Annotated in this window: 22 protein-coding genes; 2 read left to right on the forward strand and 20 right to left on the reverse strand. The window is 58.8% G+C overall.

Features of this window, described 5'->3' with window-relative positions; translation table 11 throughout:
• From rlmN to trmJ, 12 genes are all read right to left on the reverse strand, one after another.
• A complete protein-coding gene (gene rlmN / locus CE491_RS19625) occupies positions 1-1,149 on the reverse strand; it encodes a 23S rRNA (adenine(2503)-C(2))-methyltransferase RlmN (RefSeq protein ID WP_110949990.1) in 1,149 nt (382 codons plus the stop codon).
• Positions 1,150-1,176: 27 nt separating this feature from the next.
• A complete protein-coding gene (ndk, locus tag CE491_RS19630; protein WP_110949991.1) occupies positions 1,177-1,602 on the reverse strand; it encodes a nucleoside-diphosphate kinase in 426 nt (141 codons plus the stop codon).
• Between the two features lie 90 nt (positions 1,603-1,692).
• Complete coding sequence (gene iscX / locus CE491_RS19635) at positions 1,693-1,893, reverse strand: Fe-S cluster assembly protein IscX (protein WP_110949992.1); 201 nt, start codon at positions 1,891-1,893, stop codon at positions 1,693-1,695.
• A gap of 13 nt (positions 1,894-1,906) precedes the next feature.
• Positions 1,907-2,248 carry an ISC system 2Fe-2S type ferredoxin gene (gene fdx / locus CE491_RS19640; RefSeq protein ID WP_110949993.1) on the reverse strand — a complete coding sequence of 114 codons (342 nt, stop codon included), beginning with the start codon at positions 2,246-2,248 and terminating at the stop codon, positions 1,907-1,909.
• A 3-nt stretch (positions 2,249-2,251) separates the two neighbouring features.
• Positions 2,252-4,114 carry a Fe-S protein assembly chaperone HscA gene (hscA, locus tag CE491_RS19645; RefSeq protein ID WP_110949994.1) on the reverse strand — a complete coding sequence of 621 codons (1,863 nt, stop codon included), beginning with the start codon at positions 4,112-4,114 and terminating at the stop codon, positions 2,252-2,254.
• Positions 4,115-4,160: 46 nt separating this feature from the next.
• The gene (gene hscB / locus CE491_RS19650) at positions 4,161-4,679 is read right to left on the reverse strand and encodes a co-chaperone HscB (protein ID WP_110949995.1); all 519 of its coding nucleotides are present in this window, start codon (positions 4,677-4,679) and stop codon (positions 4,161-4,163) included.
• 8 nt (positions 4,680-4,687) lie between these two features.
• Positions 4,688-5,011 carry an iron-sulfur cluster assembly protein IscA gene (gene iscA, locus CE491_RS19655; RefSeq protein ID WP_110949996.1) on the reverse strand — a complete coding sequence of 108 codons (324 nt, stop codon included), beginning with the start codon at positions 5,009-5,011 and terminating at the stop codon, positions 4,688-4,690.
• Between the two features lie 35 nt (positions 5,012-5,046).
• A complete protein-coding gene (gene iscU / locus CE491_RS19660; RefSeq protein ID WP_062383507.1) occupies positions 5,047-5,433 on the reverse strand; it encodes a Fe-S cluster assembly scaffold IscU in 387 nt (128 codons plus the stop codon).
• 190 nt (positions 5,434-5,623) lie between these two features.
• A complete protein-coding gene (locus CE491_RS19665) occupies positions 5,624-6,838 on the reverse strand; it encodes an IscS subfamily cysteine desulfurase (protein WP_110949997.1) in 1,215 nt (404 codons plus the stop codon).
• A gap of 44 nt (positions 6,839-6,882) precedes the next feature.
• Positions 6,883-7,374 carry a Fe-S cluster assembly transcriptional regulator IscR gene (gene iscR / locus CE491_RS19670; protein WP_110949998.1) on the reverse strand — a complete coding sequence of 164 codons (492 nt, stop codon included), beginning with the start codon at positions 7,372-7,374 and terminating at the stop codon, positions 6,883-6,885.
• A 169-nt stretch (positions 7,375-7,543) separates the two neighbouring features.
• Positions 7,544-8,344: a serine O-acetyltransferase gene (cysE, locus tag CE491_RS19675; protein ID WP_110949999.1), complete on the reverse strand. Its 801-nt coding sequence runs from the start codon at positions 8,342-8,344 to the stop codon at positions 7,544-7,546.
• Positions 8,344-9,117 carry a tRNA (cytosine(32)/uridine(32)-2'-O)-methyltransferase TrmJ gene (trmJ, locus tag CE491_RS19680; RefSeq protein ID WP_110950000.1) on the reverse strand — a complete coding sequence of 258 codons (774 nt, stop codon included), beginning with the start codon at positions 9,115-9,117 and terminating at the stop codon, positions 8,344-8,346. Before trmJ ends, cysE begins: the two co-directional genes overlap by 1 nt.
• A gap of 237 nt (positions 9,118-9,354) precedes the next feature.
• On the opposite strand from trmJ, the gene suhB reads away from it, so the two are divergent.
• Positions 9,355-10,170 (forward strand): type III secretion system regulator SuhB, encoded by an 816-nt coding sequence (gene suhB, locus CE491_RS19685; RefSeq protein WP_110950001.1) that lies wholly within the window; start codon positions 9,355-9,357, stop codon positions 10,168-10,170.
• 40 nt (positions 10,171-10,210) lie between these two features.
• Here the strand turns inward: suhB and CE491_RS19690 are convergent, their stop codons facing one another.
• On the reverse strand, positions 10,211-11,146 hold the full coding sequence (locus tag CE491_RS19690; protein WP_110950002.1) for a LysR family transcriptional regulator: 936 nt from the start codon (positions 11,144-11,146) through the stop codon (positions 10,211-10,213).
• Positions 11,147-11,277: 131 nt separating this feature from the next.
• Here CE491_RS19690 and CE491_RS19695 point away from each other — a divergent pair, with 131 nt between their 5' ends.
• Positions 11,278-12,501, forward strand: coding sequence for a cation:dicarboxylate symporter family transporter (locus tag CE491_RS19695; RefSeq protein ID WP_110950003.1), 1,224 nt, complete (start codon positions 11,278-11,280; stop codon positions 12,499-12,501).
• A 72-nt stretch (positions 12,502-12,573) separates the two neighbouring features.
• Here the strand turns inward: CE491_RS19695 and CE491_RS19700 are convergent, their stop codons facing one another.
• The 7 genes from CE491_RS19700 to tgt form a co-directional block, all read right to left on the reverse strand.
• Positions 12,574-14,172, reverse strand: coding sequence for an argininosuccinate lyase (locus CE491_RS19700; RefSeq protein WP_110950004.1), 1,599 nt, complete (start codon positions 14,170-14,172; stop codon positions 12,574-12,576).
• Positions 14,173-14,238: 66 nt separating this feature from the next.
• Positions 14,239-15,480: an OprD family porin gene (locus CE491_RS19705; protein WP_110950005.1), complete on the reverse strand. Its 1,242-nt coding sequence runs from the start codon at positions 15,478-15,480 to the stop codon at positions 14,239-14,241.
• Positions 15,481-15,832: 352 nt separating this feature from the next.
• Entirely contained in the window at positions 15,833-16,378 is a 546-nt protein-coding gene (locus tag CE491_RS19710; RefSeq protein WP_110950006.1) for a glycine zipper 2TM domain-containing protein, read from the reverse strand.
• A 118-nt stretch (positions 16,379-16,496) separates the two neighbouring features.
• The gene (gene secF, locus CE491_RS19715) at positions 16,497-17,408 is read right to left on the reverse strand and encodes a protein translocase subunit SecF (protein ID WP_110950007.1); all 912 of its coding nucleotides are present in this window, start codon (positions 17,406-17,408) and stop codon (positions 16,497-16,499) included.
• 9 nt (positions 17,409-17,417) lie between these two features.
• Positions 17,418-19,286, reverse strand: coding sequence for a protein translocase subunit SecD (gene secD, locus CE491_RS19720; RefSeq protein WP_110950008.1), 1,869 nt, complete (start codon positions 19,284-19,286; stop codon positions 17,418-17,420).
• A 62-nt stretch (positions 19,287-19,348) separates the two neighbouring features.
• Positions 19,349-19,687: a preprotein translocase subunit YajC gene (gene yajC, locus CE491_RS19725; RefSeq protein WP_110950009.1), complete on the reverse strand. Its 339-nt coding sequence runs from the start codon at positions 19,685-19,687 to the stop codon at positions 19,349-19,351.
• 49 nt (positions 19,688-19,736) lie between these two features.
• The gene (gene tgt / locus CE491_RS19730; RefSeq protein ID WP_199885182.1) at positions 19,737-20,852 is read right to left on the reverse strand and encodes a tRNA guanosine(34) transglycosylase Tgt; all 1,116 of its coding nucleotides are present in this window, start codon (positions 20,850-20,852) and stop codon (positions 19,737-19,739) included.
• Between the last annotated feature and the right edge of the window lie 6 nt (positions 20,853-20,858).

Raw genomic sequence — 20,858 nt, forward strand, 5'->3', positions numbered from 1 at the left:
TCAGGTACGAGACGCAGCGACTTGACCCCCTTCGGTCTCGGCGCTGAGCTCGCGCACCGCGATGTAGCGTTCGCTGCGGCGAGTACGGTCCATTACCTGCCCGACCAGCTGACCACAGGCAGCATCGATATCCTCACCGCGCGTGGTGCGCACGGTAACGTTGAATCCGGCCTGGTGCAGCAGATCCTGGAAGCGACGGATCGCGTTGTTGCTCGGGCGCTCGTATCCCGAATGCGGGAACGGATTGAACGGGATCAGATTGACCTTGCAAGGTGTGTCCTTGAGCAACTCGATCATCTCGACTGCGTGCTCGGGCCTGTCGTTGACGTCCTTGAGCAAGGTGTACTCGATGGTGAGCACGCGTTTCTCGCCCAGCGCCGACATGTAGTTGCGGCAGGATTCGAGCAGCATTTTCAACGGGTACTTCTTGTTGATTGGCACCAACTGGTTGCGCAGCGCATCGTTCGGTGCGTGCAGTGAAAGAGCCAGCGAGACGTCGATGTGCTTGGCCAGCTCATCGATCATCGGCACCACGCCGGAGGTGGACAGGGTCACCCGGCGCTTGGAAATGCCATAACCCAGGTCATCCATCATCAGATGCATGGCAGAGATGACATTGTCGAAGTTCAGCAATGGCTCGCCCATCCCCATCATCACCACGTTGGTGATAGCACGGTCGATGGTGGCCGGGACACTGCCGAAGGATTTGTTGGCAATCCACACCTGGCCGATGACTTCGGCGGCGGTGAGGTTGCTGTTGAAGCCTTGTTTGCCGGTAGAGCAGAAACTGCAATCCAGCGCGCAGCCCGCCTGGGAGGAAACACACAAGGTGCCGCGCTTGCCCTGAGGGATGTACACGGTCTCGACGCAGCTGCCGGACTCCACGCGCACCACCCATTTACGGGTGCCGTCGCTTGAAATGTCCTCGCTGACGACTTCGGGACCTCGAATTTCGGCACGACGCTCAAGCTTTTCACGCAGCGCCTTGCCGACGTTCGTCATGGCTTCAAAATTATCGACGCCATAGTGGTGAATCCACTTCATGACCTGACCGGCGCGGAAGCGCTTCTCCCCGATGGACTCGAAGAATTTTTCCATTTCCGGCTGGGTCAGACCCAGCAGGTTGATTTTGCCAGTTGTATCAGTCATGGATTCACCCTCACTCGCAGCAGTAGCTTAGCGAGTGGTTACCTCGGTAGCAGCGAAGAAGTAAGCGATTTCGCGAGCAGCAGCAGCTTCGGAGTCGGAGCCGTGAACAGCGTTGGCATCGATGGATTCGGCGAAGTCAGCGCGGATGGTGCCGGCAGCAGCTTCTTTAGGGTTGGTGGCGCCCATCAGTTCACGGTTTTTCAGGATGGCGTTCTCACCTTCCAGAACCTGAACGACAACCGGACCGGAAGTCATGAAAGCAACCAGGTCACCGAAGAAACCACGGGCGCTGTGCTCAGCGTAGAAACCTTCTGCTTCGGCCTGGGACAGTTGCTTCAGCTTCGAAGCCACGACGCGCAGACCGGCTTTTTCAAAGCGGGTGGTGATCTCGCCGATTACGTTTTTAGCAACGGCATCAGGCTTGATGATCGAGAAAGTACGTTGAACAGCCATGGTGTAACTCCAGAAACGGTGATTATTGCGAAAAATTAAACCCGCGAATTATACGCGGGTTCTGGTGTATTGCCTAACATGCAAAGATGATCAGTCTATTTCATCGGCCCAAAGGGTCTGGACCGCCTCCAGCACCTTCTCGCCAACCCTTCCGGATTCGTTGTCGAAATCCGGCAGCTCCTTGATCATCTGTTGCAGTTTGACGAAACCTACCGAGTACGGTTTGACTTCAGGGTGGGCTTCGGCCAGTTCTTCGGCGATGCGCTGGACATCATTCCAACCATAGCTCATGACAATCCCTCGATCAGTGCGGCGCTTCAGCTGCATGGTTAAGCGAATATTTCGGAATCTCGACCGTCAGGTCTTCAGTGCCGACCTTGGCCTGACAGCCCAGACGCGATGTCGGCTCCAGCCCCCACGCACGATCAAGATAGTCCTCTTCCAGCTCGTCGGCCTCTTCAAGCGAGTTGAACCCTTCGCGGATGATGCAGTGGCACGTGGTACAAGCGCAGACACCGCCGCACGCGCTTTCCATTTCGATGTGATGCTCGTGAGCCAGCTCGAGGATCGAGATGCCTGGCTCAGCCTCGACTACCAACCCGTCCGGGCAAAACTCCTTGTGGGGCAGAAAAATCACCTGCGGCATCAGTTATTCCTCAATCTCATTCAGGTTGCGTCCTGACAAGGCGGCCTTGACCGTCGAGTCCAGGCGGCGGGCAGCGAACGCATCGGTCACCTGCGACAGACGCTTGGTCTGCTGCTCGATGGCCGCACCGTCGGTGCCCTTCATCAATTCACGGAGTTCTTCGACCTGCATGTCGATGACCATGCGCTCTTCGGCGTCGAGTAAACGCTCGCCATCGGCCTGCAACGCGCCTTCAACGGCTTCGATCAAGCGTTGGGCATCGACCTGCTGCTCACGCAACACGCGCGCGACCTTGTCGTCACCGGCATACTGGAACGAATCCTTGAGCATGCGAGCGACTTCGCCATCGGTCAGGCCATAGGAAGGCTTGACCTGAATGCTGGACTCCACGCCAGACGCCAGTTCGCGGGCAGACACGCTCAGCAGACCGTCGGCATCGACCTGGAAGGTGACGCGAATCTTCGCCGCGCCGGCGACCATCGACGGTATGCCGCGCAGATCGAAACGCGCCAGAGAACGGCAGTCGCTGATCAACTCACGCTCGCCTTGCAGCACGTGAATCATCATTGCCGACTGACCATCTTTATATGTGGTGAACTCCTGAGCGCGGGCCACGGGAATCGTGGTGTTGCGCGGAATCACCTTTTCCATCAGCCCGCCCATGGTTTCGAGACCAAGGGACAGCGGAATGACGTCCAGCAGCAACAGCTCGCCACCGTCGCGCTTGTTGCCGGCCAGGGTATCGGCCTGAATCGCCGCGCCAATCGCGACCACTTGATCCGGGTCGATTTCAGTCAGCGGCTGGCGACCGAACAGATCGGCGACCGCTTCACGCACACGCGGCACGCGGGTCGAGCCACCGACCATCACAACAGCTTCCACTTCATCCAGCTCGATACCGCAATCACGCACGGCGCGGCGGCAAGCCTTGAGGCTGCGGGCGACCATCGGCTCGATCAGCGCATTGAAAGCGGATCGAGTCAGCAGACCTTTCCAGGCGCCATGAACGACCTCGACCGAATCGGTATCGGTCAAGGCTTCCTTGGCGGCGCAGGCAGTCTGCATCAGGCTGCGTTGGGCAGAGGGGTCGAGATCGTCGGACAGGCCGGCTTCAGTAATGATCCAGCTGGCAATGGCATGGTCGAAATCATCACCACCCAGCGCGCTGTCGCCGCCGGTGGCCATGACCTCAAAAACGCCGCCCGTCAGGCGCAGAATCGAGATATCGAAAGTACCGCCGCCCAGGTCATAGATCGCCACAACGCCTTCGGCATTCTGATCCAGACCATAAGCCACCGCAGCGGCAGTCGGCTCGTTGAGCAAGCGCAGCACGGTCAGACCCGCCAGCTTGGCGGCGTCCTTGGTGGCTTGACGCTGAGCATCATCGAAATAGGCTGGCACGGTAATTACAGCACCGACCAGGTCACCGCCCAATGTCGCCTCGGCGCGCTGACGCAGCACCTTGAGAATGTCCGCGGACACTTCAACCGGGCTTTTCGCGCCCTGGACGGTGTCGATAAACGGCATGTGCGACTCGCCGCCGATGAAGCGGTACGGCAACTGGTCACCGAGATGCTTCACGTCGGAAATGCCACGCCCCATGAGGCGCTTGACCGAGATGATGGTATTAAGCGGATCGGTCGCAGCAGCGTCCTTGGCGGACTGGCCGACCTCGACGCGGTCGGCGTGATAACGCACCGCGGACGGCAGGATGACCTGGCCATCCTGATCGGGAAGAGGCTCACTGATGCCGCTGCGCAATGCAGCGACCAGCGAGTTGGTGGTGCCGAGATCGATCCCGACGGCCAGACGACGCTGATGAGGTTTTGGACTTTGGCCGGGTTCGGCGATCTGCAGTAGAGCCATTGCTTTTCTGATATCACTGGCGCGCCGCCCAAAAGGCGGCGCGGGGTTAATCGTCGAGGCGCTCTTCCAGCTGGCGCACTTCGTAGGAGAGCTTGTCGAGGAACTGCATGCGGCGCATCAACCTTTCGGCCTGCTCACGCTGTGCAGCATCGTCCCAACAGGCTGCGAAGCTTTCGTTCAGTTCTTCCTGCGCCACCTTGAGCCGACGCTTGAAGGTCGCCACGCCGTCCAGATCCGCTTCATCCTGCAGGTCTTCGAGTTCTTCGCGCCATTGCATCTGCTGCATCAGGAACTCGGGGTCATGCACGGTGACTTCAAGCGCAACTTCGCCCTTGAGCGCCAGCAGGTAACGCGCCCGCTTCGGCGCGCTCTTGAGGGTCTGGTAGGCGTCGTTCAGGCTTGCCGAGCGCTCCAGCGCAACACGCTGCTCACGCTCGGAGGCGTCAGCGAAGCGGTCGGGGTGCACGCTACGGGCAAGCTCGCGATAACGCGTGGCGAGCAGATCCAGATCCAGGCGGAAACCCGGCTGCAGATCGAACAGAGCGAAGTGACAAGGAGTACCCACAATAAGCCTCAGACGTTGAAGCTTTCGCCGCAGCCACATTCACCGCGCGAGTTGGGATTGTTGAACTTGAAGCCTTCGTTCAACCCTTCCTTGACGAAATCCAGCTCGGTGCCGTCGAGGTAAACCAGGCTCTTGGGATCGATGATAACCTTCACGCCATGGTGCTCGAACACCGTGTCTTCGCTGTCTGGCGCGTCAACGAACTCGAGTACGTACGCCAGGCCAGAACAACCTGTGGTGCGAACACCCAGACGAATGCCATCACCTTTGCCGCGCCCTTCGAGGGAGCGACGCACGTGATTGGCGGCAGCTTCGGTCATGCTGATAGCCATCGTGACTCCTTACTTGCAAGCGGGATGAAGACTGCTCAGAGCAGGCCTTTCTTCTGCTTGTAATCGCGAACGGCCGCCTTGATAGCGTCTTCGGCGAGTACGGAGCAGTGAATTTTCACCGGTGGCAGCGCAAGTTCTTCAGCCAGCTGAGTGTTCTTGATGGTCTCTGCTTCGTCCAGAGTCTTGCCTTTCATCCACTCGGTTGCCAGGGAGCTGGAAGCGATTGCCGAGCCGCAGCCATAGGTCTTGAACTTGGCGTCTTCGATAATGCCTTGCTCATTCACCTTGATCTGCAGGCGCATGACGTCGCCGCAAGCCGGCGCGCCGACCATGCCAGTGCCGACGTCAGGATCTTCCGCGTTCATCTTGCCGACGTTGCGCGGGTTCTCGTAGTGGTCAATGACCTTTTCGCTGTAAGCCATGATTCAAATCCTCATCAGATACGTCTGTCGCTCTCGCGACATTTCAAAACCACTGCGCTCGGTAATCTGCGTTGAAAATAGCCTCGAAATGCTCATTCAGGTTCCCTGAACTCCGCTCTCTCGCCTGTTTTCGCCTTGTCTTCCCTTCGCTCGCTACGTTTTGAAATGCTGCGGTAGTGGCGACTTTAAATTAGTGTGCTGCCCACTCGATCTTCGAGATGTCGACACCGTCTTTGAACATGTCCCATAGCGGCGACAGAGCACGCAGCTTGGTGACCGCCTCGCAGACTTTCTGCGCGGCCCAATCGATCTCTTCTTCGGTGGTGAAACGACCGAAGGTAAAGCGAATCGAGCTGTGTGCCAGCTCGTCGTTGCGACCCAGGGCGCGCAGCACGTAGGAAGGTTCCAGGGAAGCCGAGGTGCACGCAGAGCCTGACGAAACAGCCAGATCCTTGAGCGCCATGATGAGCGACTCGCCTTCGACGTAGTTGAAGCTCAGGTTCAGGTTGTGCGGCACACGAGCAGTCAAGCTGCCGTTGACGTACAACTCTTCGAGATGCTCGACCTGCTTGTAGAAACGGTCGCTCAGTGCCTTGATGCGCACGTTTTCGGCAGCCATGTCTTCTTTGGCGATCCGGAAGGCTTCACCCATGCCGACGATCTGGTGAGTCGCCAGCGTGCCGGAACGCATGCCGCGCTCGTGACCGCCGCCGTGCATGGTGGCCTCGATACGTACGCGAGGCTTGCGGCTGACATACAGCGCGCCAATGCCTTTCGGACCGTAGGTCTTGTGGGCGGAGAAGGACATCATGTCGACTTTCAGCTTTGACAGATCGATGTCGACCTTGCCGGTGGACTGAGCAGCATCAACATGGAACAGCACGCCGCGCGAACGGGTCAGCTCGCCAATTGCCGCGATGTCGTTGATCGTGCCGATCTCGTTGTTCACGTGCATGATCGAAACCAGAATGGTGTCGTCACGCAGGACAGCTTCGATCATCGCTGGAGTGATCAGACCGTCTGTGGTCGGCTCCAGATAGGTGACTTCGAAACCTTCACGCTCCAGTTGGCGCATGGTGTCGAGGACAGCCTTGTGTTCGATCTTGCTGGTGATCAGGTGCTTGCCTTTGGTGCCGTAGAAGTGCGCAGCGCCTTTGATCGCCAGGTTGTCGGACTCGGTGGCACCGGAAGTCCAGACGATTTCCCGCGGATCGGCGTTGACCAGATCGGCGACCTGACGACGCGCGTTCTCGACCGCTTCTTCGGCTTTCCAGCCGAAGACGTGGGAGCGCGAAGCCGGGTTACCGAAGTTGCCATCAACCAGCAGGCAATCGCTCATTTTCTGCGCAACACGCGGATCGACCGGGGTCGTCGCGGAGTAATCGAGGTAAATCGGCAATCTCATTGAATATCTCCTATCGGGCAGGCGCGCCGCGCGTTCATCTGCGTTCACTCAACGGCGGATGTTTCAATCTTGTCCAGAAGCTGGGTCTTGTTGTTGCAACGACGCAGATCCTGACGTTGGGCGACTTCCTGCACTTCACGGCGAGTGACGAGGTCGGCCAGGCTGATACCGCTTAGAAATTCGTGAATCTGCTGGCTGAGGTCGCACCACAAATGGTGGGTCAGACAGGTATCGCCAGCATGGCAATCACCGAGTCCCTGGCAACGTGTCGCGTCGACCGATTCGTTGACCGCATCGATCACCTGCGCCACCTGAATACCCTGCATGTTGCGGGACAGCTGGTAGCCACCGCCGGGCCCACGCACGCTGGACACCAGATTGCCGCGGCGCAGCTTGGCGAACAGTTGCTCGAGATAGGAAAGGGAAATCCCTTGCCGCTCGGAGATATCGGCCAGGGACACTGGCCCATGCTGCGCATGTAACGCCAGGTCAAGCATGGCAGTTACGGCGTATCGGCCCTTTGTAGTCAGTCGCATGACATGTACCGCGGAGGTTCGGAATGAGAGCGAGTATGCTATTCCCGAGTGTTTAAGTCAACTATAAGACCCAGTGAAACAGTCGGGATTACCCGCAAAAGAGCGGCGGCATCATAGCAAACCGGGGCCGAAATGGCATGCCCGACTTATGTCCCACTCCGCCACTGGCTTAACCCTGAGCGACCTTGCCCTCGCCGCGCTCCTTGATGCAGTCGAAAACTTCTTTGCGCAGCTCTGGAAGCTCCTTTTCGCGGTACTCGCAGCCCAGACTCTTGAGCGCCTTGCCCATGTCTTCCATACGCACGTCGACTGCCTGCAAATGATCGAGCAACTGACCGATCGCCTTGGCAACCGGATCCGGCATGTCTTCGCTGACGCCGTAGGCATCGAAGCCGATCTTCTCGGCCATGGCCTTGCGCTTGGCTTCAGCACTGCTTGCCTCAGACACGTTTTCGTCAGACTTGACGATGATCCGACCGGGGATGCCCACCACGGTCGCACCCGCAGGAACCGGCTTGGTCACCACAGCGTTGGAGCCAACCTTGGCGCCCGCCCCTACCGTGAAGGGACCCAGCACCTTGGCACCGGCGCCGACCACCACGCCAGACTCGAGGGTCGGATGGCGCTTGCCCTTGTTCCAGCTGGTACCGCCCAGGGTCACGCCCTGATAAAGCGTCACATCGTCACCGATCTCGGCCGTCTCACCGATGACGATGCCCATGCCGTGGTCAATGAAGAAACGTCTGCCGACCTTGGCGCCGGGATGGATTTCGATACCCGTCAACCAGCGACCGAAGTTCGAGACCATACGCGCCGGCCACTTCAGGTCCTTGCGCCATAACCAGCCGGACAGCCGGTGCAACCAGATTGCGTGCATGCCTGGGTAGCAGGTCAGCACTTCGAAGGCGTTGCGGGCTGCCGGGTCACGGTGAAACACGCTTTGAATATCTTCTCGCAGACGCTCGAACATCATTGATCCTTCCGCTTGTAGGGCTCACCGTTGGCCGCTTTCTGGGTCTCGGTGAGGATGCCACGCAAAATGCTCATTTCAGATCGGTTGAGCGCCGAGCGTCCGTAGAGCCGGCGCAACCGTGCCATCAGATGACGAGGCTTCTCCGGATCGAGGAAGCCGATGTTCACAAGCGTGGCTTGCAGATGCTCATAGAATTTCTCCATCTCATCCATTGTCGCCAGCTCGGTACTGCGCACCGAGTTCACTTCGAACTTTTCGACCTTGCTCGCCTGCCCATCCCCCGCCAGCCAAGCCATGCGTGTCTCGTAGCTGAGCACCTGCACGGCGGCGGCAAGATTCAGCGAGCTGAATTCGGGATCGGACGGGATATGGACATGAAAGTGACAGCGTTGCAGTTCTTCGTTCGTCAGCCCGGCGTATTCACGACCGAACACCAGCGCGACCTCTTCACCCAGCGCGGCATGCTCGACGGTCTTGACGCCTGCTTCGCGAGGATCAAGCAGCGGCCAGGGAATGCGACGATCCCGGGCGCTGGTGCCCATCACCAGATTGCAGCCGACCAAAGCATCTTCCAGGGTCGCGACTACCTGGGCATTTTCCAGAACGTCGCTGGCACCCGACGCACGGGCATCGGCGTCGTGATGGGGAAACATCGCCGGATCGACCAGCACCAGACGCGAAAGCCCCATGTTCTTCATGGCACGCGCCGCGCCACCGATATTCCCCGGATGGCTGGTTCCGACCAGGACAACACGAATATTTTGCAGCACTGGTGAAGTCTCGCTTGCAGGTGAAAAGGGGGTCGAATCTTACAGAAGCGCCCGGCTCAAGGCTATGAACCCTTGCGCCATACGCTCTACATACACCGTTAAAGCGCAGCGGAACAGTCACCTTCAACCGGGCATGAGGCGACCGGACGCAGGGTAAAACGGTTTAGTTGCGCTGGAAATCGTCGACAAGAACCCATAGAATGCCCGGCTCTCTTTAACGACCTAGGTGATACATCCATGCAGCCCATGCTGAATATCGCGCTGCGCGCCGCCCGCAGCGCCAGCGAATTGATCTTCCGCTCCATCGAGCGCCTGGATACCATCAAGGTCGACGAAAAAGACGCGAAAGACTACGTAACCGAGATCGATCGCGCCGCAGAAAAAGTCATCATCGACGCGCTGCTCAAGGCGTACCCGACCCACGGCATCCTCGGCGAAGAAACCGGCCTGAAAGAAGGCAGCGGCGAAGGCGCGGACTACCTGTGGGTCATCGACCCGCTGGACGGTACCACCAACTTCGTTCGTGGCGTTCCGCACTTCGCGGTCAGCATCGCCTGCAAATACCGTGGTCGCCTGGAACACGCCGTTGTCCTAGACCCGGTTCGCCAGGAAGAATTCACGGCTTCCCGTGGCCGCGGCGCTCAACTGAACGGTCGTCGCCTGCGCGTCAGCCCACGCAAGAGCCTGGAAGGCGCTCTGCTCGGCACCGGTTTCCCGTTCCGCGAGAACCAGCTGGATAACCTCGAAAACTATCTGAACATGTTCCGCTCGCTGGTTGGCCAGACTGCCGGCATCCGCCGCGCTGGCGCCGCAAGCCTGGATTTGGCCTACGTGGCTGCGGGTCGCTTCGACGCGTTCTGGGAATCGGGACTGTCCGAGTGGGACATGGCCGCTGGCGCCCTGCTGATTCAGGAAGCAGGCGGTCTGGTCAGCGACTTCAACGGCGGCCACGACTTCCTCGAGAAGGGCCACATCGTTGCAGGCAACACCAAGTGCTTCAAAGCCGTACTGACCTCGATCGCTCCATTCGTGCCAGCGTCGCTAAAACGCTAAGTTTGGCTGCTGCAAAAAACCGGCCGTGTGCCGGTTTTTTTTATGCCTGGCGCGAGGATCTACGCCCACTCAGTTCCCGCGACAAGCTGATGAAATTCTGCAGCGGCGGCACCTGATTGAAGCTGCGACAAACCAAAGTGATGGGCGCGTGCAGTCGCGGCCTGGCGTTACCGATCCGGCAGTAAACCACGCTTTCCTTGTGCACATCCTTCATCGACGTCGGCACGATGGAAATCCCTGCCCCCGCAGCGACCAGACTGACGTTGGTGAGCATGCGCTCCACCTCGAACGCGATTTTCGGGTTGAATCCCGCGTTCTGACAGGCCTGGATCAGATTGGCGTACATCCCCGGCGCACCCGGACGACGGACGAGGATGAACTGTTCGTCAGCCAGGTCCATCAGCGGGATGACAGGCGCTTCATCACCCGTTTCATGCCCTGCCAGCAACCGATGCCCCGCCGGCAACGTCAGGAGCATTTCTTCATTGAGCAGTCGGTGAAACTCAATGCTTTGGTGGTGGCCGACCGGCGCTCGCAAGATACCGACATCCACGCCGCCATCGATGGTCGCTTCGGTCAACTGCTGAGCACTGCCCTCCTTGAGCGAAACAGCCACCCCCGGAAACCGCTCACGATAGGCGCGGATGATGCGCGGGATCAGCGGATGCGCCGCTGCCGAGCTGGTAAACCCGACGCTTAGCTGCCCCTCGATGCCGTGAGCTGCTCGTGAAGCCTTGAGCGAACCCTCCTTGACCCGCGCCAGAATGTCCTGCGCCTCTTGCAGGAAAACCTGCCCGCCCGCTGTCAGATCAACGCCCTTGGGGTGACGTTTGAACAGCTCGAAACCCAGTTCGTCTTCCAGCGCACGAATCTGCTGGCTGAGCGGAGGCTGCTGCATGTTCAGCCGTGCAGCCGCGCGGGTGAAATGCCGCTCTTCGGCGACCATCACGAAATAGCGCAGATGACGAAGCTCCATGGTGGTCTATCTCGCAGCGAGGTTTTATGATTGCCGCCGATCAATGCGACATTGGCCGGCAAGCGTGCCCAATCGCCACCGCACTGGCAAGGCACGCTCATAACAATAAGTACGCCCACTCCGGAAACCCGATGCCTCTCAGGCTTCTCAGCAGTACGACTCTGCAACTTCTTTTGGCCATTGTCTGTGGCGCACTTCTGGGCGTCTTCGATCCGACGCTTGCGGTGGAAATGAAACCGTTGAGCGACGGATTCATCCGCGTCATAGGCTGGCTGATGCCGTTCATGATGTTTCTGCTCGTCGCAACCGGAGTCGCGGGGTTGCAGGTCAGGCAACGCGGGCTGGCGGGCAAGGTGTTGGTGTACTTTCAGGCCATGACGCTGCTGTCTTTGTCGCTGGCTTGCCTGATCGCGACCCTCACTCAGCCTGGCACCGGCAGTGCCTTGAGCACTTCGGGGTTCGCGGCGCACCTGGCCAACGCGCAATTATTGCCGGCAGAGCTTTCCGGAGCGACTCTAGGGTCAATGCTCACTCGAGCATTGACGCAGAATCCGATCCTGCAACTGATGCTCGCGGGACTGCTGACAGGGGCATTGATGGCGCGCACCCGGAGCCATCATCATGCCGATGCGTTGCGGATCGCACTGGAAAAGATCGTCGAGCTGATGTTCAAGTGCTTGAGGCTGATCCTGAGCTTCGCCCCCCTCGCCGCTTTCGGCGCCATCGCCTTCACTATCGGCAGATTCGGTCCGGCTTCTGCCTTGCCACTGCTCAAATTTGTTGCCGTGATGTACCTGGCGTGTGCTGCATTTGTGCTCCTCGTGCTGATGCCGATAGCGCGGGCATCCGGCGCCTCGCTGTGGTCATTGGTGATGCACCTCAAGGACGAGTTGCTGCTGGTCACTTTCACCGGCTCTTCGGTGGCAGCGCTGCCGGGCTTGATCGAGAAGATGCAGGCGCTGGGTTGTGATCGGCAATTGACCCGTCTGGTTCTGACGACCGGCTATACCTTCAACCTCAGCGGCTCGAATATCTACCTGATCACGGCCGTGCTGTTTCTGGCGCAGATGTCGGGTATCGAACTGACAGGGACCGATTTGCTGACGCTGCTGTTGATCTCTCTGGTGACATCATTGGGCTCGACCAGCATGGCGGGATCGGCGTTTTTCACCCTGATCGCGACGCTGAATCTGCTGCACGTGGTGCCGCTGGAGGGAGTGGGCTTGTTGCTGGGCGTGGAGCGTCTGATGAAGTGCCGCTTGCTGACTAACGTGCTGGGCAACTGCGTGGCGTGCCTGGCGATTGCACGGTGGCAGCATGGGCTCGCTTTTGATTCTGCCCGCAATCCCCTGTAGCAGTCCGGCTTGCAGGCGGTCAATCTTGAGATCGCCACCGCTGGCAAGCCGTGCTGCTCCTGGATCAACGCTTCAGCCTTTGGACGACAACAATTTCTCGAAGGCCCGATCCAGATTTCCTTCAGCCTGCGTCAGCTTTTCCCGACGTTCGCGCAGCCAGGCCTGATCGGCGTCCAGAGTCTTGTGTGCTTCGACCAGCATGCGCTTGACCTCTTCCGGTTGCGGGCCGCCAGTGCCTTTGCGAGTCTTGACCATATTTTCCGGCGACAGCGACGCGCGGAAGGTGGCCTCATCCAGCGGCAAGGTATTTTGCTTCCACTGATACTTGTCCGCCGCCTTCGTGTAGAGCTTCTGCGCATCGGCGTAAGGGAAGGTCTTAGGCGTCAAACCTTGATCTCGTGCCTGCTCGACAATCAACGAAGCGAAACTGTGACCAATACGGAACGGCACCTTCTGCGTGCGCTCCAGCGTGTCAGCCAATTCCATTGAAGTCGTCCACTCGTTCTCCAACTCTTCCCGGGCACGCTGCGGATTGACCTGCAACGCGTCGAGCACCGCATCCACCGCCCCGAACATGTCCTTGGTCGAATCGAATACGCCAAGCGAGTCGAAGGCGAACTTGTAGTCGGTCATGCCGGTGGTCACGTTGTGCGCGCGCAAAGTCACGGTCTGCGCCAGTCCTACGACATCCGAAGCGGTTTCACGAGCCCGCATCAGAAGACCCGGGTTGCGCTTCTGCGGCATAGCACTGCTGGTGTAGGTCTTTTCCTCGTCCAGCAGCAACCATGGCCGAATCTGGTGGTACTGGGTGTGAATGTCGCCAATCAACGCACCGACGCGAATGGCCGAGGAAGACGCGATATTGGCCGCCTCGATCGGAATGTCGTAGGTCGAGACCTGGCTTGAGTCCAGTGAGTTTTCACGCACACCGTCGAAGCCCAGCAGTTCGGCCATGCGCTCGCGGTTCAGTGGGTACGCCGAGTTCGCCAGCACGGCGGTCCCCATTGGGCTCTGATTCAACCGTTGGTACAGTTCGCGAATGCGCTGCCCGTCACGATCAAATGCCGCTTCGTACGCCAACAGATAGTGCGCATAAGTGATCGGCATTGCCTGCACGCCGTTGGTGTAGGCCGGGATAAGCGTGTCGATGTTCTTGTCCGCCAGATCCAGCAGGCGTTTGCGGGTCGCATTCATCGCTTCGCTATAAGCCAGAACATCCGAGCGCAACTTGGCCAGGCGATAGGTGGCGAGCATGTCCTGACGGCTGCGGCCGGAGTGAATCAGTGAGGCTTCAGGGCCGATCTTGTCGGTCATGATCTCTTCCAGCTGAAGCACATCGCTGGGGCGTTTGCCGTTGGGCTGATCAGCCTGATCGATGGCGTAGCGCACACCTGTGGCGATCTTCTGGCCCATCTCGGGTTTGACGATCCCCTCCTCGGTGAGCATGACGATCGAGGCCTTGTTGATCCGGTTCAGCCAGGAGAACTGGCTCTCGGTCTTGCTGCCCTTGGTTTTCGACTTGTCGACTGTTGCGCCGATTTTCGCAGCCTGCGCGGCGCATTCCTCGGTGGTCTTGCACGGCAGGTCGGCGGTATTGGCCGCGTAGGCGCCATAGCTGTTGAACAGGGCAAAGGCCACTGCCAGGTGGACGAGGGTTTTTCTTGTTGGCATTTCAGGCTCCAGTGCGGCGATTGCCGAGGGTGAGCGTTGTCGGGATGTCATTGAAGACGTGACGCCTCATAGCAGCGGCAGCGTGTAGCTAACGATGACGCGGTTCTGATCGATGTTGTTGCCGCCGTTGCTGCGATAGCTACCGTTGCGCCACTTCAATTCGAGGTTCTTCAACGCGCCGCTCTGGAACACATAGGCGATGTCGGTGTTGCGCTCCCATTCAGTACCCTCCTCGTTTCCGCGCGCGAAGTTGTCGCCCTTGAGGTAGCGGGTCATGAAAGTCAGGCCGGGCAAGCCGATAGCAGCGAAGTCGTAGTCATAACGCGCCTGCCACGAGCGCTCATCGGGATTGGCGAAGTCCGGTGAAATCATCACGTAGTTGACGAGGAAGGAGTCCGTGCCAGCCAGGTGCGGAAAGCCCGTGTCGCCGCTCATCTTCTGGTATGCCACGCCGAAACCGTGGCCACCGATGTTGTAGGTGAAACGCGCACCGACGGCGGTGTTGTCGATGTTGGTGTTGCCGTCCTTGAGCGAGCGCGCGTAACGCAGATCGCTCTTGATCGATTGCGACTCGCCCAAAGGAAAGCTGTTAAGCAGGGTGACGATGTGCTGTTTGTAGTTGTTCTCGAGGCCTCCGTAGTTGTATGAGGTGGTCAGCCCCTTGGTCCAGCTGTAGCTGGCGCTGGCGAAGTCGAACTTGTCGCTGGGGCGACCGCCCTTGATGCCCTTGGCCTCGGCTTCGATGTCTTCATGCCCGCTGTCATTGCGTTCGGTATTGCTGGTTAGGCGACCGACGTTGAGAGTCATGTCGTCGACGTCTTTGGAGGTCAACTGGGCGCCGCGAAAAGTCTGCGGCAGCAGGCGTCCGTCGTTGGGCAACACGGTCGGCAGTTTGGGCAGCAAGGTGCCGACTCGCAGCACACTCTTGGCGATTCGCGCCTTGGCGGTGACGCCAGCACGGCTGTAGTCATCCGGCGCTTTTTCATCACCGACCGGCAATAGACCGGTGTTGCGACGATCGGGGCCTGAGTCCAGCTTGAGACCGAACAGGCCGATGGCGTCCACCCCAAAACCGACAGTCCCTTCGGTAAATCCGGATTCGTAGTTGAGGATCAGGCCTTGAGCCCATTCATCACGCTTGGACTGGCTCGCGCCGTCCTGACGGTAATCGCTGTTGAAGTAGAAGTTACGAAATTCGAGATCGGCTTTGCTGTCTTCGAAGAAGTCGGCTTCGGCAAAACCCGGGAAGGTCAGGCTCAAACCGAGGGCAGCAGACGTGAGGCCGAGAGATACAGGGCTTTTGTGCATTTTTATGTCCCGCTTGGCGTAGCTGATTTTTATTGGAGTTGTGCTGGTGGACCGACAAGCGCAGGCGCTTCGGGTCACCGGGAAAAGCTTACGTGGCGGGTATCGCGATTAAAAATATATAGTTACTACCAACTCAAGACTTTATAAATATGACTGAGTTTTTATCTCGAATCGATATTTGTGGCAGTGAGTTTGATGGCGAGTGCATCGGTCCGATCCGTACATATGGGTCACCTGGACCGATGACCGCGGGCACGTTCACTCCTGCAGGTGGTAGGGGATCGATAAATCGCCGACAAAAAAACACCCCTACGCGAGGGGTGTCTTTTTTGAAGAGCGTTCGAATCAGACGTTATTGACCCGCTTGACTCAACTCCAGCTGGCCGTCCTTGTTGACCGGAATCTGGCTGCCCGGATCACGATCCATGCGTACCTGTCCGACCTTGTCGTTGAGCTTGTACTTCACGTTGTAGCCCACGACCTTGTCGCTGATGTCATTGACGGTGTTGCAACGAGACTCTGTGGTTGTGTAGGTGTCGCGATTCTGCATGCCTTCCTGAACCTTGTTCCCGGCATAGCCACCACCGACAGCGCCTGCAACGGTTGCGATTTTCTTGCCGTTACCGCCACCGACCTGATTACCGAGCAGGCCACCTGCCACGGCACCCAGGACGCTACCTACGATCTGGTGCTGGTCCTTGACCGGAGCGCGATGGGTGACCGCCACGTCCTTGCACACTTCACGAGGGGTTTTGATCTGTTCTTTGACAGGCTCGACGGCCAGTACATCCGCGTACTCAGGACCGTTTGATTTTACGAGGCTATAGGTGGCCAAAGCACCACCGGCGGTTACACCGACAGCACCCAATACAGCACCAACTAGCAACGATTTGTTCACTGTGAACCTCCTGACCATATTCAGCGCAATTGCTCGCGCCACTCCCAGCCTTGGAGCATGAAAAAAGGCGCGAGTTCAAACTCGCGCCTTTTAACGTGATGACTGGGAGGACAGACCGTTATGGACGATCGTCAACCTTTTCAGTGGTCACAGGCGGCAGCAGGTCTTCGGAACGCAGGTTCAGCCAGATCAGCACCACGTTGGCGATGTAGATCGACGAGTACGTACCTGCCAGCACACCGATGAACAGCGCCACGGAGAAACCGTGCAGGCTGTCGCCGCCGAAAATCCACAGCGCGACGATTGCCAGCAACGTGGAGATCGAGGTAGCCATGGTTCGCAGCAGGGTCTGGGTGGTCGAGATGTTGATGTTCTCGATCAGCGAAGCCTTGCGCAGCAGACGGAAGTTCTCACGCACCCGGTCGAAGACCACGATGGTGTCGTTGAGCGAGTAACCGATGATCGCCAGTACGGCAGCCAGTACGGTCAGGTCGAACGTCACCTGGAAGAACGACAGAATGCCCATCGTCACCACCACGTCGTGGATCAGCGAAACGATGGCACCGACCGCGAATTTCCACTGGAAGCGGAAAGCCAGGTAGATCAGAACGCCGCCCAGCGCCAGCAACATGCCGATGCCGCCCTGGTCGCGCAGTTCCTCACCCACCTGCGGGCCGACGAATTCGACGCGCTTGACAGTCACCGGGTTATCGGCACCGGTCTTGCGCAGCGCTTCGGCAACCTGAGCACCCAGTTGCGGGTCTTCGCCCGGCATGCGTACCAGCAGGTCGGTCGTCGCACCGAAGCTCTGCACGATAGCCTCGTGATAGCCCGAAGAAGCCAGTTCCTCGCGCACCTTGCCAAGATCGGCAGGATGCTCGTAAGTCAGCTCGATCAGCGTACCGCCGGTGAAGTCCAGACCGAAGTTGAGCCCTTTATGGAACCAGCTGAACAACGCCAGTACGGTGAGGAGCATGGTAACGGCGAACGCAATGTTGCGAACGCCCATGAAGTTGATCGTACGTTTCATGTCAGCCCCTTAAATCCACAGCTTCTTGACGTCACGACCGCCATAAATCAGGTTGACCATTGCGCGGGTCACCATGATGGCTGTGAACATCGAGGTAAAGATCCCGAGGGACATGGTCACGGCGAACCCTTTGACTGGCCCTGTGCCCATGGCATAGAGAATGCCGCCGACCAGCAGCGAAGTCAGGTTGGCGTCGAGAATCGCCGTGTAGGCGCGATCGAAACCTTCGTTGATCGCACGCTGCACGCTCATGCCGTTGGCCAGTTCCTCACGAATCCGCGAGAAGATCAGTACGTTGGCATCCACCGCCATACCCATGGTCAACACGATACCGGCGATACCCGGCAGGGTCAGTGTTGCTCCCAGCAGCGACATCAGCGCCAGCAGCATGACCATGTTGAAGGCCAGGGCGACCGTCGCGATCAGACCGAAGAAACGGTAGATGGCGAGAATGAAAAGCGAAACGAACAGCATGCCCCACAGGGATGCGTCGATGCCCTTGGTGATGTTGTCGGCACCCAGGCTTGGACCGATTGTGCGCTCTTCAGCGAAGTACATCGGCGCAGCCAGACCACCGGCACGCAGCAGCAGCGCAAGTTCGGACGACTCACCCTGACCGTTGAGGCCGGTGATACGGAACTGAGCACCCAGCGGCGACTGAATGGTCGCCAGGCTGATGATCTTTTTGTCTTCCTTGAAGGTCTGCACCGGCACGTCTTTTTCGACGCCGTCCACGACCTGCTTGGTGTAAGTGGTCTGCGGACGCTGCTCAATGAAGATCACCGCCATGCTGCGACCGACGTTGGCGCGAGTAGCACGGCTCATCAGATCGCCACCGTGACCGTCCAGCTTGATGTTCACCTGTGGACGACCGTGTTCGTCGAAGCCAGCCTTGGCGTCGGTCACCTGGTCACCGGTGATGATCAGGCCACGCTCGACCGCTGCGGCAGGACGACCGCCTTCGCGGAACTCGAACATCTCGGTGGTGGCCTTGGAGTCATCCGGACCTGCGCCCAGACGGAACTCGAGGTTAGCGGTCTTGCCGAGGATACGCTTGGCTTCGGCAGTGTCCTGCACGCCTGGCAGTTCGACCACGATGCGATTGGCACCCTGACGCTGAACCAGTGGCTCGGCCACACCCAGTTCGTTGACGCGGTTACGTACCGTGGTCAAGTTCTGCTTGATCGAATATTCGCGGATCTCGGCGACCTTGGCCTGAGTCATGGCCAGGCGCAGAATCGGCATCTCGCCACGATCGCTCATGGTGATATCGAAATCGCTGTAATCCTTGCGGATCAGGGCACGGGCCTGTTCGCGGGAATCGGTGTCACTGAAGCCCAACTGAATGGCATTGCCATCCTGCGGCAGGCTGCGATAGCGCAGTTTTTCTTTGCGCAGCAGGCTCTTCACTTCGCCTTCGTAGACGTTCAGACGGGCGCTCAGGGCCTTGTCCATGTCGACTTCAAGCAGGAAGTGCACACCACCGGACAAGTCCAGACCCAGTTTCATCGGGGTTGCGCCAATGCTGCGCAACCACTTGGGCGTCGTCTGTGCCAGGTTCAACGCGACGACATAATCGTCGCCCAGCGCCTTGCGCGCCACATCCTTGGCTGGCAGCTGGTCTTCCTGCTTGGTCAGACGCAACAAACCGCCCTTGCCATTCTCGGCAAGAGACGCGCCCTTGACCGCGATGCCAGCATCGGTAAGCGCCTTGCTTACGCGATCCAGATCAGCCTGATTGACTTGCAGCGCGGTGCTCGCGCCGCTGACCTGAATGGCCGCGTCATCAGGGTAGAGATTGGGTGCGGAATAAATAAAGCCAATCGCCAGCACTGCCAGGATCAGGATGTATTTCCACAGAGGGTATTTGTTCAACATCACGCCGCCTGCTTATAACGCGGGGCGCCTTGCGCGCCCCGTCGATTGGTAAAAGACTGGAATCAGATGGCTTTCAGGGTGCCCTTAGGCAGGGTGGCAGCGATGGCGCCCTTCTGGATCTTCAGTTCTACAGTGTCAGAAACTTCGATCACGACGAAGTCATCGGTCACTTTGTTGATCTTGCCTGCGATACCGCCGGAAGTGACGACTTCATCGCCCTTTTGCAAGTTGCCCAGCAGGTTCTTCTGCTCTTTGGCGCGCTTGGCCTGTGGGCGCCAGATCATCAGATAGAAGATGACCAGGAAGCCGACCAGGAAGATCCACTCGAAGCCACCGCCCATAGGACCTGCAGGGGCAGGTGCAGCCGCGTCCGCGAAGGCGGAAGAGATGAAAAAGCTCATTTAACACTCCAGTTGCATAATATAAAGAAGCGGTAAGACCGGCTGTCATTCAGTCCAGCGGCGGCGTCGCAAGCCCGCGTTTGGCGTAGAACGTGTCGACAAAGGCGGCCAATGTACCTTGTTGAATAGCCTCGCGCAAACCAGCCATAAGCAGCTGGTAATGCCGCAAATTGTGGATCGTATTAAGCATGCTTCCCAGCATTTCGCCGCACTTGTCCAGGTGATGCAGATAAGCGCGGGAGAAGTTCTTACAGGTATAGCAATCGCAGGTCGGATCCAGCGGCGATTCATCATGGCGATGAAAGGCGTTACGAATCTTCAGCACACCGGTGTCGATGAACAGATGACCGTTGCGAGCATTGCGCGTCGGCATGACGCAGTCGAACATGTCGACTCCGCGTCGCACACCTTCAACCAGGTCTTCAGGCTTGCCTACACCCATAAGGTAACGAGGTTTGTCAGACGGCATCCGGCCTGGCAGATAATCCAGGACCTTGATCATCTCGTGCTTGGGCTCGCCCACCGACAGGCCGCCGATGGCCAGACCGTCGAAATCCAGTTCGTTCAAACCTTCCAGCGAACGCATGCGCAGATTCTCATGCATGCCGCCCTGAACGATTCCGAACAGCGCCGCGGTATTCTCGCCATGGGCGATCTTCGAGCGCTTGGCCCAACGCAGCGACAGCTCCATCGACGTGCGCGCCACATCTTCGTCAGCCGGATAAGGCGTGCACTCGTCGAAAATCATCACGATGTCCGAACCCAGGTCGCGCTGAACCTGCATCGATTCCTCAGGGCCCATGAACACCTTCGCGCCGTCCACAGGAGAGGCAAAGGTCACGCCCTCCTCCTTGATCTTGCGCATGGCGCCCAGGCTGAACACCTGGAAACCGCCGGAGTCGGTGAGAATCGGGCCTTTCCACTGCATGAAATCGTGCAGGTCGCCGTGCCCCTTGATCACTTCAGTGCCGGGACGCAGCCACAAATGGAAGGTGTTGCCCAGGATGATCTGCGCCCCCGTGGCTTCGATATCCCGAGGGAGCATGCCCTTGACCGTGCCATAGGTGCCCACGGGCATGAACGCAGGGGTTTCGACCACGCCACGGGGAAAGTTCAGACGACCGCGACGAGCCTTGCCATCAGTGGCAAGCAGCTCGAAAGACATACGACA

The sequence above is a fragment of the Pseudomonas bohemica genome, from assembly GCF_002934685.1.
GTDB classification, from domain to species: domain Bacteria; phylum Pseudomonadota; class Gammaproteobacteria; order Pseudomonadales; family Pseudomonadaceae; genus Aquipseudomonas; species Aquipseudomonas bohemica.

Excerpts from the sequence above, each read along its gene's own strand:
- rlmN (WP_110949990.1), bottom strand. The coding sequence starts at position 1,149 with ATGACTGATACAACTGGCAAAATCAACCTGCTGGGTCTGACCCAGCCG.
- ndk (WP_110949991.1), bottom strand. The coding sequence starts at position 1,602 with ATGGCTGTTCAACGTACTTTCTCGATCATCAAGCCTGATGCCGTTGCT.
- iscX (WP_110949992.1), bottom strand. The coding sequence starts at position 1,893 with ATGAGCTATGGTTGGAATGATGTCCAGCGCATCGCCGAAGAACTGGCC.
- fdx (WP_110949993.1), bottom strand. The coding sequence starts at position 2,248 with ATGCCGCAGGTGATTTTTCTGCCCCACAAGGAGTTTTGCCCGGACGGG.
- hscA (WP_110949994.1), bottom strand. The coding sequence starts at position 4,114 with ATGGCTCTACTGCAGATCGCCGAACCCGGCCAAAGTCCAAAACCTCAT.
- iscA (WP_110949996.1), bottom strand. The coding sequence starts at position 5,011 with ATGGCTATCAGCATGACCGAAGCTGCCGCCAATCACGTGCGTCGCTCC.
- iscU (WP_062383507.1), bottom strand. The coding sequence starts at position 5,433 with ATGGCTTACAGCGAAAAGGTCATTGACCACTACGAGAACCCGCGCAAC.
- CE491_RS19665 (WP_110949997.1), bottom strand. The coding sequence starts at position 6,838 with ATGAGATTGCCGATTTACCTCGATTACTCCGCGACGACCCCGGTCGAT.
- iscR (WP_110949998.1), bottom strand. The coding sequence starts at position 7,374 with ATGCGACTGACTACAAAGGGCCGATACGCCGTAACTGCCATGCTTGAC.
- cysE (WP_110949999.1), bottom strand. The coding sequence starts at position 8,344 with ATGTTCGAGCGTCTGCGAGAAGATATTCAAAGCGTGTTTCACCGTGAC.
- suhB (WP_110950001.1), top strand. The coding sequence starts at position 9,355 with ATGCAGCCCATGCTGAATATCGCGCTGCGCGCCGCCCGCAGCGCCAGC.
- CE491_RS19690 (WP_110950002.1), bottom strand. The coding sequence starts at position 11,146 with ATGGAGCTTCGTCATCTGCGCTATTTCGTGATGGTCGCCGAAGAGCGG.
- CE491_RS19695 (WP_110950003.1), top strand. The coding sequence starts at position 11,278 with ATGCCTCTCAGGCTTCTCAGCAGTACGACTCTGCAACTTCTTTTGGCC.
- CE491_RS19700 (WP_110950004.1), bottom strand. The coding sequence starts at position 14,172 with ATGCCAACAAGAAAAACCCTCGTCCACCTGGCAGTGGCCTTTGCCCTG.
- CE491_RS19705 (WP_110950005.1), bottom strand. The coding sequence starts at position 15,480 with ATGCACAAAAGCCCTGTATCTCTCGGCCTCACGTCTGCTGCCCTCGGT.
- secF (WP_110950007.1), bottom strand. The coding sequence starts at position 17,408 with ATGAAACGTACGATCAACTTCATGGGCGTTCGCAACATTGCGTTCGCC.
- secD (WP_110950008.1), bottom strand. The coding sequence starts at position 19,286 with ATGTTGAACAAATACCCTCTGTGGAAATACATCCTGATCCTGGCAGTG.
- yajC (WP_110950009.1), bottom strand. The coding sequence starts at position 19,687 with ATGAGCTTTTTCATCTCTTCCGCCTTCGCGGACGCGGCTGCACCTGCC.
- tgt (WP_199885182.1), bottom strand. The coding sequence starts at position 20,852 with ATGTCTTTCGAGCTGCTTGCCACTGATGGCAAGGCTCGTCGCGGTCGT.